Source organism: Sphingobacterium sp. UBA7625 (assembly GCF_002484085.1).
Classification (GTDB): domain Bacteria; phylum Bacteroidota; class Bacteroidia; order Sphingobacteriales; family Sphingobacteriaceae; genus Sphingobacterium; species Sphingobacterium athyrii.
The window spans coordinates 49890-66858 of sequence record NZ_DLJD01000032.1; the positions used below are offsets into that span (position 1 = coordinate 49890).

At 40.4% G+C, this 16969-nt stretch carries 13 protein-coding genes and 1 tRNA gene; 11 read left to right on the plus strand and 3 right to left on the minus strand.

All coding sequences use genetic code 11. The annotated features are described in order from the left end of the window. Nucleotides 1-98 precede the first annotated feature (98 nt). Nucleotides 99-779 (minus strand): ribulose-phosphate 3-epimerase, encoded by a 681-nt coding sequence (gene rpe, locus B4G94_RS15455; protein WP_108631962.1) that lies wholly within the window; start codon nucleotides 777-779, stop codon nucleotides 99-101. Between the two features lie 152 nt (nucleotides 780-931). Between rpe and B4G94_RS15460 the strand changes: the two genes are divergently transcribed. After that, the gene (locus tag B4G94_RS15460; RefSeq protein WP_108631963.1) at nucleotides 932-3049 is read left to right on the plus strand and encodes an HD family phosphohydrolase; all 2118 of its coding nucleotides are present in this window, start codon (nucleotides 932-934) and stop codon (nucleotides 3047-3049) included. A gap of 127 nt (nucleotides 3050-3176) precedes the next feature. Then, nucleotides 3177-3266, plus strand: a tRNA-Ser gene (locus tag B4G94_RS15465). A 96-nt stretch (nucleotides 3267-3362) separates the two neighbouring features. On the opposite strand, the gene B4G94_RS15470 is transcribed toward B4G94_RS15465, so the two are convergent. After that, nucleotides 3363-5378: a hypothetical protein gene (locus tag B4G94_RS15470; protein WP_286859940.1), complete on the minus strand. Its 2016-nt coding sequence runs from the start codon at nucleotides 5376-5378 to the stop codon at nucleotides 3363-3365. Between the two features lie 242 nt (nucleotides 5379-5620). Here B4G94_RS15470 and B4G94_RS15475 point away from each other — a divergent pair, with 242 nt between their 5' ends. The 9 genes from B4G94_RS15475 to B4G94_RS15515 all read left to right on the plus strand — a co-directional run bounded on the left by B4G94_RS15475 (nucleotide 5621) and on the right by B4G94_RS15515 (nucleotide 15908). Beyond that, nucleotides 5621-6490: an SH3 domain-containing protein gene (locus B4G94_RS15475; protein ID WP_286859941.1), complete on the plus strand. Its 870-nt coding sequence runs from the start codon at nucleotides 5621-5623 to the stop codon at nucleotides 6488-6490. Between the two features lie 53 nt (nucleotides 6491-6543). Next, nucleotides 6544-8919 (plus strand): hypothetical protein, encoded by a 2376-nt coding sequence (locus tag B4G94_RS15480; RefSeq protein WP_286859943.1) that lies wholly within the window; start codon nucleotides 6544-6546, stop codon nucleotides 8917-8919. Nucleotides 8920-9633: 714 nt separating this feature from the next. Further along, nucleotides 9634-10476 (plus strand): DUF3347 domain-containing protein, encoded by an 843-nt coding sequence (locus B4G94_RS15485; protein ID WP_286859945.1) that lies wholly within the window; start codon nucleotides 9634-9636, stop codon nucleotides 10474-10476. 286 nt (nucleotides 10477-10762) lie between these two features. Then, nucleotides 10763-11695 carry a TIGR01777 family oxidoreductase gene (locus B4G94_RS15490; RefSeq protein WP_286859947.1) on the plus strand — a complete coding sequence of 311 codons (933 nt, stop codon included), beginning with the start codon at nucleotides 10763-10765 and terminating at the stop codon, nucleotides 11693-11695. A gap of 58 nt (nucleotides 11696-11753) precedes the next feature. Beyond that, entirely contained in the window at nucleotides 11754-12614 is an 861-nt protein-coding gene (locus B4G94_RS15495) for a fumarylacetoacetate hydrolase family protein (protein ID WP_286859948.1), read from the plus strand. Between the two features lie 168 nt (nucleotides 12615-12782). Next, nucleotides 12783-13802, plus strand: coding sequence for a methionine ABC transporter ATP-binding protein (locus tag B4G94_RS15500; protein WP_286859950.1), 1020 nt, complete (start codon nucleotides 12783-12785; stop codon nucleotides 13800-13802). Beyond that, entirely contained in the window at nucleotides 13795-14448 is a 654-nt protein-coding gene (metI, locus tag B4G94_RS15505; RefSeq protein WP_165306605.1) for a methionine ABC transporter permease MetI, read from the plus strand. The genes B4G94_RS15500 and metI overlap by 8 nt, the downstream gene beginning before the upstream one ends. A 254-nt stretch (nucleotides 14449-14702) precedes the next feature. Further along, nucleotides 14703-15515 carry a methionine ABC transporter substrate-binding lipoprotein MetQ gene (gene metQ / locus B4G94_RS15510; protein ID WP_286859952.1) on the plus strand — a complete coding sequence of 271 codons (813 nt, stop codon included), beginning with the start codon at nucleotides 14703-14705 and terminating at the stop codon, nucleotides 15513-15515. A 12-nt stretch (nucleotides 15516-15527) separates the two neighbouring features. Next, the gene (locus B4G94_RS15515) at nucleotides 15528-15908 is read left to right on the plus strand and encodes a YchJ family protein (RefSeq protein WP_286859954.1); all 381 of its coding nucleotides are present in this window, start codon (nucleotides 15528-15530) and stop codon (nucleotides 15906-15908) included. A gap of 83 nt (nucleotides 15909-15991) precedes the next feature. Here the strand turns inward: B4G94_RS15515 and B4G94_RS15520 are convergent. Next, nucleotides 15992-16969, minus strand: a 978-nt coding sequence (locus B4G94_RS15520; RefSeq protein WP_286859956.1) for a dicarboxylate/amino acid:cation symporter, incomplete at its 5' end; no start/stop codon positions are given.

Below are 16969 nucleotides of genomic sequence, written 5' to 3' on the forward strand. Positions count from 1 at the left end.
TATGCAATCCGGCAATTTTTTTTGAATCTATTTTTTCACCCTTATCAATCTTAAAAAAAAAGAGGTGATTTATTTTATTAAATCACCTCTAAATACCGCTATATACTTTCTATATTGATATCTATATCTTTCAATTTTTTGATGGTCTCCAATGGATCCGAAGCATTAAAAACAAAAGAACCAGCAACGAGTACATCAGCACCCGCTTTCAACAGCTGCGCTGCATTTGCAGTCGTAACCCCGCCATCAATTTCAATAAGCAAACCATCGTTTATGCCGGCAGCCATTGCACGGAGCTCCTGAACTTTTGTATAGGTATTTGAAATGAACTTTTGTCCACCAAATCCAGGATTGACAGACATCAGACAGACCAGATCCAAGTCAGCTAAAACATCTTTCAAAAGAGCAACCGGCGTATGTGGATTCAATGCAACCCCTGCTTTGCAGCCCAATTCTTTAATAGCTGCCAATGTACGGTGCAAGTGCGTGCAAGCCTCATAATGCACGGTAATTATCTCGGCACCAGAATCTTTACAGACTTGCAAATAACGATCAGGATCAACAATCATCAAATGTACATCCAATGGTTTTGTAGCATGTTTCGCAATAGCTTGCATTACTGGAAATCCAAAGGAGATATTCGGTACAAAAACACCGTCCATAATATCGATATGAAACCAATCAGCCTCACTATTGTTTACCATGATGATATCATCATATAATTTTGCGAAGTCTGCAGCAAGAACGGATGGTGCAATAAGATGTGATTTTGTTGACATGTTGTATTTTTTTTCGCAAAGATAACAAGTATTTTTCTTTCGACACAGCATTGTACATATTTAACATGAATCAAACTGCACCCAATAGAATTCACAAAAAATAAATTATAACTACATTTGTATATTAACTTAATATAAAAACATCGTTCACAGTGGGAAGATTAAAAATAAAATACAAAAGAGAGCTCAATACAACCGAAAATCTCATCCGAAAAATTGGATTAATACTAATCACAATCGTCCTGATTTGTATTTTTCTTCCCAAACAACCACGATTCCGATATGAGTTTCAAAAAGGAAAAGTCTGGAACCATGAAAATCTCATATCACCTTACAATTTTGCGATCCTGAAGACACAGGAAGAGCTCAATGCAGACAAAAAAAGTATCTTAAATACGATCCAGCCGATTTATAATGCCAATTCGACAACAAGTAAAGAGCAGATCGACCAATTCAATACCGATTTGTCCGAAAAATGGCAAAGCAGCAAACTGGATACAACACATGAAAATATCAACGATTATCGCAGTGCCGGAAATGCAATATTAAACCATCTCTATGGGAAAGGTATCCTCTCGCTGAATAACCGGTTTCAAAACCGCAACAATGACAAATCCCCAGCTTCGAAACATTATAATTTTACATTAATACAAGATAAGGTTGCTTCACAAAAAAATACGGCGGACTGTTACACCATTGAAAGCTCTTATGAATATATGGACAATTTAATGCCCAAGCTGACCAAAATCAAACAGAAAGGCTGGCTCGAGGAGACATTAAAAAATTACATCACGATTAATTACATCTATAACGATCAGCAAACCGAAGCGCTTGAACAAAATGCGATCACAAATATATCCGCCACGCGAGGTGTAGTTCAGAAAGGTGAACTGATTGCGGAAAAAGAAAAAATTATATCCAATGAGACTTACCAGAAGCTCGAATCGCTACGTAAAGTGTATGAAGATGAAGGCAAAATAAGCGGAAATCAAAACTATGTCACTCTGGGACAATTTCTGATCATATCCCTCGCTCTTTCGATACTCATGGTATTTCTTTTCCTTTTCCGAAAGGACATTTATTTCAACAATAGGTTATTGATGATTATTATGATTGTCATCATCGGGATGCTTGCCGTACTCTCTTGGGCTATCAAGATCAAAATACCCAATTTGTATTATATTCCGTTTTGTGCCGTCCCCATTATCATTCGCATCCTGTTTGACACCCGTGTCGCGCTGAATATCCATCTGTTGATGGTGCTTTTGGCCGGACTCTTTGTACCGAACAGTTTTGAGTTTGTCTTTTTACAATTTATGGCAGGTATTGTTGCAATCTATAGTATCAAAACATTGGTAAAACGTGAGCAGCTGTTTGTTTCTTCGGCAATTATCTTGGGGACATACTGGATCGCTTACATCGGGCTAGTGGTCACAAGAAATGGCTCCATTGATACCATCTACTGGTCGGACCTCCTTCCATTCCTGGTCAGTGTCATGATCACGTTGCTGGCCTATCCGATGATCTATGCTTTCGAAAAACTCTTTGGAATAGTATCTGACCTGACCCTGATGGAGCTCACAAACAGTAACTCCAAATTATTACGGGAACTATCGTTCAAAGCACCGGGTACCTTTCAGCACTCCCTACAGGTAGCAAATCTGGCTGAGGCCGCAATTTATAAAATTGGAGGCAACCCGCTGTTGGTTCGCGCCGGAGCACTGTACCATGACATCGGCAAATTGACCAATCCACAATTTTTTATTGAAAACCAAAAAACGGAAAAAAATCCACACGATGAACTTTCTCCGGAACAAAGCGCACAGATCATTATCTCCCATGTTATTAAAGGCGTGGATATCGCTAAGAAACATCAGCTTCCCGAAGTGATCCTCGATTTTATCCGGACACACCATGGCACCACCCGTGTGGACTACTTCTACAATGTGTTTGTTAAAAACAATCCGGACAAACTCGTTGACGAGTCTTTATTTACCTACCCCGGCCCTATTCCTTTCTCTAAGGAAACGGCTGTACTCATGATGGCCGATTCAGTGGAAGCGGCGTCCAGAGCTTTAAAAGAACCGTCAGAGGAGTCCATCAATAATCTTGTGGATAAAATAATCGAACATAAACTGATGCGCGGACAATTCAATAATAGCAATATTACATTGAAAGATATTACCGAATCGGCCGTTATCTTCAAGGCTATGCTCAAAAGTATTTACCATGTACGGGTGGATTACGATTTAAGCAAAAAAACATTGTAATTTTAATTGCTAAACAACAAATTGAAATTCAAATGCTTATTGTGACGTTACGTTTTTTTTGCATTTTTTTTGATATTTAGGCTTTGCAGATTCAAATAATTGCCTTATGTTTGCAATGTCAAAACACGGAAGGGTGCCTGAGTGGCCGAAAGGAACAGTTTGCTAAACTGTCGTACTGGAAACGGTACCGCGGGTTCGAATCCCGCCTCTTCCGCCAAGACTTAAAAAAAGCTCAGCTAATGTTGAGCTTTTTTAATTTAAGTGCAAATCCCTTCTTCCCGCAACCGCCAAAGAACCTTCAACAACTAGCTAGTTATTTTTTAGGTGGAAAGAAAAAAGATTTTGGGTTCATCTTAAAATAAATCCATACCGCCTTGGCCATTTTCGCCAGCTCCTTAGACGACAGGTTTCGCGAACGAAACGCGAGCACCAATGATAAACCAAAGCTTACCAGAAAATTAAAAAGTCCAATTATACCGATACCCAAAATTCCCCATATCCAAATATCCGTGGACAGCTCCATATGATGCCCAAATAGACCAAGCGCCAGATTCCCGCTTGCAAAAGTGATATGTCGAATATCCAAATTCAGACCAAGAAACATCCCGATCGAAGCAGTTGACCCCATAAAAACACCAAACCAGAGATTGGAAACGATACCAGCCCATTTCTTCTCATAAAAAGAGGCTATCTTGTCCGTCTTCGTTTTCCCAAATATCTTTTTCAACAAGGGATGCTCCTGAATTCTGTAGTAAACAGAATTATGTTTATCTCGATTTGAAATACTTCCAGCGATAATCCCCGACAGAAATAAAAATACACCCGCAATAGAAGCATGCAAGATAACGGGAGTCTTCGTCGGGTTTAAATCGTCGACCAGATGTAGCCATTTTGCACTCGCTATATTTACACCTGACAGCTGCTCTATTCCCCAAATTAACAACAGACTAATGGGAAATGCCATAACCACATTACCAACGAAAGCGATAAATTGCGAACGAAATAAACGTGCAAAAAATTGCGCAAAAATCCAATAACGGTGCCTGTCTGCACCTTGATCAGAAGCTCCCTGTTCAATCGCGTTCACCAGCGATGAAGCTGTCATCGCTGGTTGCTTTGTTGCCAAGGTCGCACCAAAAAGATAAATCATCGTAAAACCGATCGCATAATTCAAGCTATACAAAAACGCATGTCCGAATTCGCTTGTCTCCACTTTTCCCAATAATAGTTTTACGATACACATCGCCCCTACAATTACACCGCCGCCGCAGGCAGAACGAAACATCTTCCAATACTCCCGATGGGTCGATGTAATATAGTGTTCCCCCGTCTGCGCTGTATGATGCGTAATTTCATAGGCCAGCAACTGCGTGCTCTGCCCTATTAATTTACGGATATTGCTTTTTCTGGAATTATATCCAATCAGCGTCTTCGCCAATTCAATGCTTTTATCTGCTTTTTGGGATTCCGTATCAATCACCAAAAAAGAGAGCATCTCCTTGATGCGCTCCAGCTGTTGACGAATCCGCAATAAGGATTGATTCACTTTGATAGAAATACCAAAACGATGTGAATTGCTAAAAGCCGTTTCTATATATGTTTCGCATTGCTTATGAAGCACCAACAACTGTTTGTATGAAAGATCCTCAGATGTAATGTATTTTGTCTCCGATTGTAAAATACGATCATTTAACTCAGTAAACTCCCGCATGATTGCGATAAATGGACTATCGAAGTTCTGAAACTCAGGCACCATTTTATTCACATCAGTTTCCATGGCACGCCCCGTGATACGTTGCACCAGCAGTTCTATGCCATATAAAATTTCTATCATTTCAAAATCCGTCTCATCGTCATAAATCGAATTGAATTCACATAACCGAAAAAGCTCATGCAATTGCTCCGCAGGAATCGTTGACACCCAATCTCCGTCTTTCACGGTATAAAACACCTGGTTCAGTAAATATTGTAAGGTCGACTTCGCCGGTTGATAAGGCAGATAGCGCTCCGTTATTCGCTTCCTGAGTTCATAAATAAAGTCGGCATAACTAATAATTCCCGTATCGGACACCAATTGATCAAAATCTCTCCTCCAGAGAACACGTTTGAGATACTGAACAAATTGACGCCTTGTATCGGGCAACTCCTGCAAAAAATCAAGAAAAAACCGGATATCAACCTGATAAAATAACTGAACTCTTTTTGGACGAATAATGGCTACAATTAAAACCAAAAGTTCAATTTCATCAAACGCTGGATTATCCAGATGATTTTTATAGCGATCAAACAATTCAGCCATTTGCTGTTTCTGATCCATTTTTTTTCTCATAAATTCTTATTATTCGCTTTCAATGGCCCCTTGAATAGCCTGTATAAACTTTAACGTCTTAAGATACCATATTTAGTACCAAATTGTTTTAAAATATACAATCTATTTGCTCCAAAACAAGGAGACTAGGGAGCATATACCCGTCGCTATTCCCACCGGCATTGCAGGCAGGAAAATACCTGAAACCAGTGATAAACCTCCGTAAAAATTCTTCTATTTTTGCAGCAGCAAACAGGACAAAGATGAATTTAAGAAATTTCACACTCGTATGCATAAGTTTATTGCCCATACTGCTAAAAGGACAGGAAGGCATCTCATTTGACGACGATTTTAACCTTTGGAATATACAGAAAGGGCAAACCACCACTATTTTTGTTGAAAAGGCCTACATCCGTTCCGCTCCAGGACTCAGCTCAAAAGCAGTAGATTCATTAAGCCATGGCGCAACCGTTACCATCACCAGCGATTCATTTAAAGGCTGCACAATCAAAAATTTCTATGCCCCCTGGTATCAGATCAGCTATACGAAGAATGGCGAGCTTAAACAAGGTTTTATCTGGCTTGGCTTATTGGCGCTTGGTAAGCAAGTCGACAAGGAAGGTTTTCAATACCTATACGGTTTTGACCGCTTTATCAAACAGGGAAATGACGAAGAACCTGCGTATTTTTTGACCAGAGTAAAAATATTGAATACGAACGACTCGCTAATCGCAAGCCAGTCCTACACATTTGCATTTACCGGCCAGCTGAACTCCCAAAGTAAATTGTTATCCGACATGGGCTTAACTAATGTAAAACAGATCTTACGAATGGAGTTTCTTTCGGGCGCATGTGGCGTTCCGACTGAATATTATTACACTGCCTGGACCGGCCGGAAATTAATCAACTTACCCAGCAGGTATACTGTCGCTGATGCAGGTGTCTTCTATTACGACGAGAAGATCCTATTTCCTTCAGAACACAAAAAAAATAACCAATTGATCTATAAATACATCGAACAAGGGGAAGTAAAAGATGATAGTCCGGAAGACCCCAACTATAGTGTTTCAAAAAGAGAAGAACATTTTCAATGGGATGGCAATAAATTCAGAAAACTCTCGCTATTGAAATAATTTTCAATAAAATTTAACATATTAGGGAAAATAATAAAAGAAAGAAGCAAAGAATGGAAGAGAAAAATATTTACGATTTGTTCTATAGAGGTGAACTTGATCTATTTATTATAGAGGGCGAAAATCAATTAAAGCAGAACGACCAGGATGTCCCACTATGGACACATCTTGCTGTTGCGTATCACGACCAGGTATTCTACGAAGGACATGAAGCTGTTTTTGATATCATCCAGGAGAAGATGATTCCTTATCTTCAGAAGGCACTAAGCGTGGAGCCAGAAAACGAAACAACGCTCTATCACATGCTCAATTACGTCTTAGGCAACCAGGCTAGCTTAGAGCAGATCAATCGTCCGAGAAAACACATCAACGAGAACAACAAAGATCAGTTTATTCGCTATGCAAAACAGTTGATCGCCATACCAAAAATGACTTCGTATGGCTATGGCTTTCTGGCGAATATTTATGAAGGACTTCAGGACGATGCAGCCTTGTTGACGGTATTGGACGAAGGGATCAATTATTTCAACGAAGCTTTTAAAGACGATCGGGAAAGTGCAGATCATAATTTCTCCCTATTTTGGATGAAGAAAATATATCTCTTGGACCGCACAAAGCAAATTTCCGGAGCTGCATTAACAGCATTAATCCGGACGCATTTTGACCGTTTCGTCAGCAGTCATGAAATGCAGTATGTGGATCTTGCTGAAATCGCTTATGAAAACAAGGATATAGACCTGGCTTTAAAGGTATTATTAAAACTTATTAAAGGCGAAAATTCAGCTGTACATATCCACCGCGAATTGGTCAAATGGCACAATCGTTTTGAAGATCTGATCGCTGACGGTTATGAGAATTCTGAGGTATTCTATTATCAGCTGATCATTGAACGTAATTATTCCGAAGATATCGGTATACCATTCGATTATTATTACCTACATGCATTAAAACTGATTGACCAATACCCTGACTTGTACGCTGGCTATCATTTTGCAGGCGCATACCTTTACGACGATGGACAGCACGAAGCTGCTCTACCTTATCTCCAACAATCTGGAGAACGCCAATGGAATGCGACATCTTGGCGACGTCTTGTGGAATGCACCTACCTAACGACAGGTGATATATATACGCATATTCCGGTTTTTGAAGACCTCCCGCGCGAACTCTATAATGAAGCGATTAATCTGTCCGACTTTGTCGATGCGTTGGATACGCTGTCAGCTGAAGATACATTGGCCTTGCGACAACTATACCTTGCTATTTATCGCCAAGCCTATGATGCATTTGCGGCTTATTTCGAGGCGGGAAAATATGAAAGTGATTATTTCGGGGGAAGCCACAATCGTGCAATGAATTGCAATAACCTGGCAATTGCTTTAAAGAATGTGGATCTCCTCGAAGATAGTTATCAAATCGCAACTGAAGGATTAAACTACTCAGATTTTGAAGAACTACATCAGACGAGAACAGATGCATTGTCGAAATTGAAGGATTATGAACGCTTAAAAGACGCCCTCGTACTATATTTCGACACATACCAAGTCACTTTGAGTGACCTCAATGAAATGCGCGATGAGGTAATGGAAGAACAGTCTACTGAAGAAGACTCAGATCTGGTATTTCCCAGCTGTTATCAAATGTTTGTCCACCAGCTCGAAGTGAATTATCACCTGGGACTTTCTCCCGATATACAGGCAGAAGCACAATATCTTCTCGAGCACATTTATCAGTTTTATATAAACCATCCTACCCTGAACGACTATCATTACCGGGATTTTGAGGCCGCTAAAAATGGTGTGGAGGGCATTATTTATGATATCCTCGAGCCAAACGATCGTGATTACCGTATCCATTATTATGAAGATATGGCACAGCAATATCCGCATGAAGCACAACCCCAGTATATCCTCATGCAGCTATACAATGAGATATCCGACTATAGCGCTATTGTTGCTGCTGCACAAAAATACCTCAAAAATAAAAAGGAATTTATCATCGATGACTTTGATAAAGCAAAGACTTTGTATTTGATTATAAAGGGGCATTACTTCCTATCCGAATTTAGATCGGGTGAAGAAGTATTTCAACGCCAAGACAGTTGGGTTGCAACCGTCATGGATCCGGAAGATTATGTGCTCTGGCTTAAATTCGGAATCCTGTTGTATGCTGAGCAGAACAAGCTAACGGAAGTAAGTCGTTGTGTAATGATCTTTAATGGAATATATACACAACATGAATGGGGGTATGATGATGACTGTGAGTCGGTAAAGCTAGCAGAAGCTCTAGTCAGTTACAAAACAGGTAACCTAAAAAAAGCCCATAGCCTGCTCAACGAAGTGCTGGCTTATTCCGATCATAGCCCGCTGGCTGATGAATATAAAAAGACCTGGAAGAAACCCGGATTTTTATCGAATTTCAAATTCTAACGGGACCTTTAAAGCCTAAATAAAGGAAAAGAAGCGTAGTAGATAGTAAAACTTTCTGCTACGCTTTTATACTTTACGGAACAACTGGAATCCCAATACAGTATCCCCTCTCCCCGGCAGCAACACTGGTATGAATAGAAAGAAAAAGCTCGAACAGACATAAGAATGAATGTATTACTTATGCAAAAAAACTTATCTTTGAATTGTGACCGGACTGAAACATCTAATCGGATTATTGCTCTTTCTTGGCTTATGGTTCAAGCCAATAGTTGCGTTACCCTGTCATCAAAGTGAAGTTCAGACTTGCCGTATGGACAGTACGGAATCTGGGAGTAAAAAAAATAATTGCTGTAAAAAGTTCCAACGTAAGGAGAAAAGCATGTGCCTGCACCGCAAGCAATGTCCTGACTGTAGCTGCCACTGTGCTTCTGTAACAAGTGTATTGGCTGTCTCGACAGTGCCCGTACAGCTTCCTAAAATTTGCTCTTCATTCTTAAAAAAATCATATCGCAGCTTGCTATCCGTTTACCTTTCGGACGGTTACTTTTATCCTTGGGTTCCGCCAAAAATAAGCTGACCACAAATTTATTAAGCTTAAAAATGGAGATCGGGGCATATATTGACAAAAAAAATGTATCTCAAAACTCCAATGGGAACCGGATAAAGTCGGTTACAAGTCCATTAAATCAACAAAATATTTTAAAAATTGGATACATGAGAATTCTAAATAATATCATAACAGTTGGCCTTCTCTGCGTGAGCATAACGACTTATGGTCAGCATACTACCATGACAACTCAAACCGTAAAAATCAGTGGCAATTGCGGCATGTGCAAAAAAACAATAGAAAAAGCTGGAAACTCTGCGGACTCCAAAATAGATTGGAACGAGGATAACCAAACCGCAAGTATCTCTTTTAATGTGGAAAAGACCTCGCTGGATGCTGTTTTGAAAAAGGTCGCATTGGCAGGTTATGACAATGAAAAATACCTGGCTCCGGCAACGACCTATGCCGACTTGCATGGCTGTTGTCAATATGACAGAACCTTAAGTGCCCCACCGGCCAATCCTGAAAATACGCCTGAAAGCAAAGAAGAAAGCAGTGGATTGACATCTGTCGTTAAGGCGGGTAGCTTCCAGACGATTTATGACCAGTATTTCCAGTTGAAAGATGCACTGGTTGCCTCCGATTACAAGACTGTATCTACTGCTGCTGCAAAACTTTCAAGTCTGCTAACGGCCTTAAAATCGAATGACTTAACTGCCGCCGAGCAACAAGTCTGGAAAGCACAGGCAAACGCCATAACACAGCATGCGAAGGCGCTCCAAGAGGCGAAAGATCTTGCAAAGCAACGTGTGGCATTTGTTTCGCTCTCCGAAGAGGTCTATAAGTTGGCAAAAAGTTCCAAACCTGCACTTCCGGTTTATCAACAAAAATGCCCCATGTTTAGCGGCGGCAAAGGGGCAACCTGGTTAAGCCTCAATAAAGACGTCAAAAATCCATACTATGGCGCCCAGATGCTAACTTGTGGAAGTACAATCCAAACCATACAATAAAGAGACCAGTACCTCAAAGAGATCAGTCTCTATACCAAAGGTTCGTCCGCAATGCAGACGGGCCTTTTTTATGACATATTCCAATTTGGCTGCTCCATCTTGACTCGGGATATAAATTACCAAACGAAATTCGTAAAAACAGATTATTTCAAAGGATAAACCTTAAATTGTAGCTTCTTTTATTGATTCAAAATAGTATATTAGGAGGAGTATCAGGCTAAGCACACAAAAGATAATTAAGGAAAATAATAAAGATATCGTGATCAAATAAGATGAAATTTAATCCATGGAAAAAGTAATTATTACAGGAGGAACAGGTGCTATTGGCCTCCATTTAGCAAAGTTGCTGGTCGCCAATTTCTATGAAGTAATCATCTTCACGAGAGATCCAAAGGCTCATCCGACACAACATAACGTCCGGTATGTCGACTGGAACCCGAAAAAGCAAATCATTGATATAAAATCAATCCAGGAAGCTGATTACATCATCAATTTAGCTGGCGCCAATCTCAATGCCGCACGATGGAGCAAAGCGTACCAACAAGAAATTATATCCAGCCGCGTAGAGAGTGGGCAGCTGATTTATCAGACATTAAAACAGATTCCAAACCAGGTAAAGGCCGTTATATCAGCATCAGCAATCGGGTGGTATGGAGCCGATGACAGTTATCAAAAAAAGCCGTTTGAAGAAGGTGATCCTCAGGGCGGCGATTTTTTATCCTGGGTCTGCAACCTTTGGGAAGGCAGTGTCAAACCTATCGAAACCCTCGGAAAAAGGCTCGTCGTCTTTCGATTCGGAGTTGTGCTCAGTAAAGATCAGGGTCTATTGAAAGAGATCAATCAGTTGTTACGTTTTCGGCTGAATCCCATTTTGGGATCAGGCAAACAGATGTTGAGCTGGATCCACATGGAGGATCTTGCCCGAATGCTTCTATTTGCAATACAAAACAACGCTGTCGCCGGCGTTTACAATGCCTGTTCATCCGAACCTATGCCGATTGGCCAATTCACCAAACGGATTGCAAGACGACGATACGGCATACTGTACCTCCCTTTTCCTGTACCAGCATTTTTGATTAAGCTATTTCTTGGAAAAAAAGGACAGGAAATGGTACTCAACGGAACCTGGGTGAGCAACAAAAAGATCCTCAATGAGAAATTTCCGTTTAAATATCCGACTTTGGACAATAATTGTATAGATAATTTACACATTGGTTAATTGTTAATTCCCGTTAATTTCGGCCCTTTTTGGGACAAAATCCGTATATTTGCGGCTTATGAAGATTTTTAGATATGGCGCAAAGGGCTCCGAAAAAGCGGGAGTCATTTTGAATGAAAAGAAATATGATGTTTCAGAAGGAAATTTTCAATATAACCGTGAATTCTTTGCAAATACGGCAAATTTGGAGAAACTTCAGGCATATGTAGAAAAGAACAGTGAAACCCTAAAAGAAATAGATGCCAATGAACGTATCGGCACTCCTTTAGAAACTCCTTCCAAAATTCTTTGTGTTGGATTGAACTTCGACGATCACGTCAAGGAGACCAACTTGCAACAAGCTGCAGAACCTATTGTATTCATGAAATCGGTTTCTGCGTTTAATGGACCTTTCGATGGTATTACATTACCTAAAAATTCCGTGAAATCCGATTGGGAAACTGAGCTTGCTATCGTTATCGGTAAGAAAGCTTCTTATGTCAGCGAAGAAGAAGCGCTGGATTATGTATTTGGTTATGTCTTGCATAACGATGTGACCGAACGAGAGTTTCAGATCGAAAGAGGTGGTACCTGGGACAAGGGTAAGGGTTGCGACACCTTCGCCCCTATAGGCCCGTTTATCGCCACAAAAGATGAGATTCAAGATGTAGATAACATGAGAATTTGGCTTAAATTAAACGGTGAACTGATGCAAGATGGTAATACAAGCGATTTTATATACCGTGTACCAAAATTGATATCTTATTTAAGCCAGTTTATGTCCCTCCTTCCCGGTGACATTATCTCCACAGGGTCGCCAGCAGGTTCGGGTATGGGAAAATCTCCACAACGATTCCTCCGCGATGGCGATATTATAGAATATGGAATAGAAGGACTTGGATCTGGAAAACAGGTTGTATCAGCTTACTCCTTATCCTAGAAATTTGTTCCTTTAGACCGGTCTTTCCATAGCGTAACTGCAGTATGGAAAGACCGACTCAACTGCCATTTTTTTTCGTCATTTCATTGTAATTTATCAACCGCATTTATGTACATTTATATCGACATCCACTTTGTTAACATAAATGCGTAAATCCCTAGAGGGTCAATGATTCAACTAAACAACATATCTAAATCATTCCAGGTCAAATCCAGACGAATCGATGCATTGAAAAGCCTTTCGCTGACCATCGGTAAAGGAGAAATATTTGGTGTCATAGGAGCTTCCGGCGCCGGAAAAAGTACACTGATCCGCTGTGTCAATCTTTTGGAAAGACCGGATACAGGCCAAGTCATTATTGAAAATGAAGACTTGATGTCCATGTCGCCCAAAGTCTTAATGATGAAAAGGAGAAAAATTGGAATGATATTTCAGCATTTCAATTTACTGTCGTCCCTAACGGTCTTTGAAAACATCTCTTTTCCATTGCAGCTTGAAGGCAAATCAAAAACGTTTATCCGGAAAAAAGTTTCCGAGTTACTGCACTTGGTAGGCTTGGAAGACAAGGCCGAAAGCTATCCGGCTAACTTATCCGGAGGACAAAAACAACGGGTTGCTATAGCACGGGCTTTGGCCAATGATCCACATATTCTGCTTTGTGATGAAGCGACCAGCGCATTGGATCCTGCAACGACCAAATCTATCCTTACTTTATTAAAACAAATTAATAAACAACTGGGACTTACCATCTTATTGATCACCCATGAAATGGATGTGATCAAAAGAATATGCGATCAAGTCGCCGTTCTGGATCATGGAACTTTAATTGAAAGTGGTTCCGTTGAAATGATTTTTGCAAACCCGCAGCAGGAAACTACGAAAAATTTTATTCAGTCCTCGTTGCAGGTTGAAATTCCTTTAGGTTTTCAGGAGCGATTAAAAGAGCAGGGAAATCCTCTTGTAGAGATCTACATGACATCGAGCGAAGAATCTATTCCTTTTATTCAACAATTGGAACAGCAATTTCAGGTTAAAACAAATATTATCACCGCACAGATCGACTATGTCGGTGACATGAAATTCGGTGTTATATTAGCTGAATTGTCTGGTGATATCGAAAATATAACATCAGGTCTCTCTTATTTGAAAGAACAGCATCCGCAAACTAAAATATTAGGTTATGTCTGATCAAGTACTGGATTTACTTTTATCAGGAACGCTCGAAACACTCATGATGACATTCCTGTCGGGCTTTTTTGGATTTATAATCGGGCTTCCACTTGGAATCTATCTATTCCTCACACGGAAACATCAACTGCTGGAAAACAAAACCATGCATCAGATTGTTTCGCTCTTAGTGAACGTGTTCAGATCTATTCCATTCATTATTCTCATTGTCTGGATGATCCCATTTACACGTCAGCTTGTAGGAACATCAATAGGTATGTCGGCAGCATTGGTACCCTTAAGTATTGGCGCAGCACCATTTATTGCGCGATTGGTGGAAAACAGCTTACTGGAGATTCCCAACGGATTAATTGAAGCCGCCAGAGCCATGGGGGCAAGCACACAGCAGGTTATCTTCAAAGTGCTGCTCCCCGAGGCGCTCCCATCATTGGTCAACAATGCGACGATCACCTTAATTACACTTGTAGGTTATTCCGCAATGGGCGGTGCCGTTGGAGCCGGAGGACTAGGACAGATCGGCTATCAATATGGATATGTAGGTTATGACACCTTTATCATGAATTCTGTTCTTATTTTATTAATTTTAATCGTATTCCTGTTACAGTATACAGGTGATTACATATCAAAAAAAGTAAACCATCGTTAACATTAATTGTATCTTATGAAACCATCATGATTTATTCGATCATACTTTGGAGTGAATAACCGAGCAAAAGCGACCTCATCAATGCCGCTTAAAACATACACTCGATGAATAAATCTGATAGCTTCATCACAACTTGAAACCGCCAAAGGCAGCATGAACCGAATGAAATGAGCTCATGAATACCATTGAAAATAAATATTTATGAATAATGCCTTAAAGGGAAAACTGACTAATGAATAAACAAATTTATACAGATGAAAAAATTGAACTATGCATTTGCAATCTTAGCCTTTAGTCTGACGACTATTGTAGCTTGTAATAACAGGGAAAAGAAGGAAAATACCCTTAAGGTTGGTGTGGTAACAGGTCCTGAAAAGGAACTTGCTGAAACGGCTAAGAAAGTTGCAAAAGAAAAGTTCAATCTGGATGTGGAATTAATTTCGTTCAATGATTACGTTGTGCCAAATGAAGCCTTGAATCAAGGTGATATCGATGTCAATGTATTTCAGCACCAGCCTTATCTACAGGAGCAGTCCAAACAACGTGGCTTTACCAAATTAACTATCGTGGGCAATACGTTTGTATTCCCGATTGTCGCCTATTCCAAAAAGATCAAAACCATTACCGAACTTCAGCCGGGTGCGACTATCGCTATCCCAAATGACCCTACAAACGGTGGGCGTTCGCTCTTACTTCTCCAGCGTGAGGGAATCATCGGCTTAAAGGAGAATGTGGGCATACAACCAAAAGTGACAGATATTGTCAGCAATCCGAAGCAGATCAAAGTTATTGAGATGGAAGCTCCACAGCTCCCACGCGTACTAGATGATCCTCAGGTTGTAATGGCGATCATCAATAATAGCTTTGCTTCACAGGCTGGACTGGACCCTGAAAAACAAGGATTATTTACAGAGGATAAAGAATCCCCTTATGTCAACTTAATCGTTGCACGGGCAGATAATAAAAATGACGAAAAAGTACAGCAGTTTATACAGTCCTATCAATCTCCGGAAGTAGAAGCAACAGCGAAAAAGGTGTTTAAAAACGGTGCCATTAAAGGCTGGTAAACTTTAAAAATTGTGGCTGAAACAACTCATTCTTGCCCTTGTGGCTCAGGACTAACTTTTGCGGAATGCTGTCAGCAAGTGCACAGCAGCCATACCAAAGCAACTACTGCCGAAGCACTTATGCGGGCACGCTACAGTGCTTTTGCTGTAGGAAACATTGACTTTTTGTACAACACATTCCACCCTACAACAAGAAGATTCCAAAATAAGAATGCTATTGAGCAATGGGCTAAGGAAAATAAGTGGATGCAGCTCAATATACTGAAAGCAACATTTTCGACGGTAGAATTTGAAGCGCATTATTTGGATTCGGAGCTGCAAGTACAGATCCACCATGAAAAGTCTACATTTAAACAACAAGGCGACCTTTGGTATTATGTAGATGGCCGGTAAACTAGCCTGAGGATTTTATACAAAAAAAGCTGCGCTAACATTTCTTGTTAGCGCAGCTTTTTTATATATGTTAGAACGGATAACTAAACCAATTCCTCCGTATCTTCGCGGTAAGGCGCTTCTTCATCAAACTCACCCTCCCACTTTGCGACAACTACCGTTGCAAGGCAGTTACCAACAACATTAACTGAAGTACGTGCCATATCCATCAATTCATCTATACCCAAAATCGCGGCGATAACAAAGGTTGGCAGACCAAACTGATCAGCCGTTGCTATTAAGATAATTAACGAAGCACGGGGCACTGCCGCTACTCCTTTAGAGGTAATCATTAATGTGAACGCAATCATGAGCTGCTGTCCAAACGACAAGTGAATACCAGCTGCCTGCGCAACAAAAATTGCAGCCAGCGATAAATACAAGGAAGTACCGTCCAGGTTAAAGCTATAGCCTGTAGGGATAACAAACGAAACGATCTTACGCGGAACGCCAAATTTCTCCATTGCACTCATCGCTTTCGGTAAAGCAGCATCTGAACTTGTCGTGGCGAAAGCAATAGACACCGGCTCTTTGATGGCATTAATAAAACGTCTGACAGGAATCTTTAAGTAAAGTGCAACAGGAAGCAACACCAAAGTCAGAAAGCAAAATAATGCAAAATACAATGTTGCCAACAACATAAATAAGTTTTTCAAAATATCAACACCAAGATGACCTACCGTATAGGCCATTGCAGCTCCCACCCCAACAGGCGCGAAATACATAATGATATTCGTGAACTTAAACATCGTCTCAGACATGCTTTCCGTAAAATCCACCAAAGGTTTCCGCTTCTTCTCATCGACCATTGCAAGCCCGATTCCGAATAGCACCGAAAAGACAACGATCTGTAGCACCTGATTATCGGCAACAGATTTTACGATATTTTCAGGAAAGAGATCTCGGATAAATGAAGTGAATTTGTAAACTGGATGTACATTATCGGGCAGCGATTTCAAGACATGTTCATCCATACTTTCTTTAGGTGCGGGCAGCTCCTCATGTGGCATATGTGCAACATC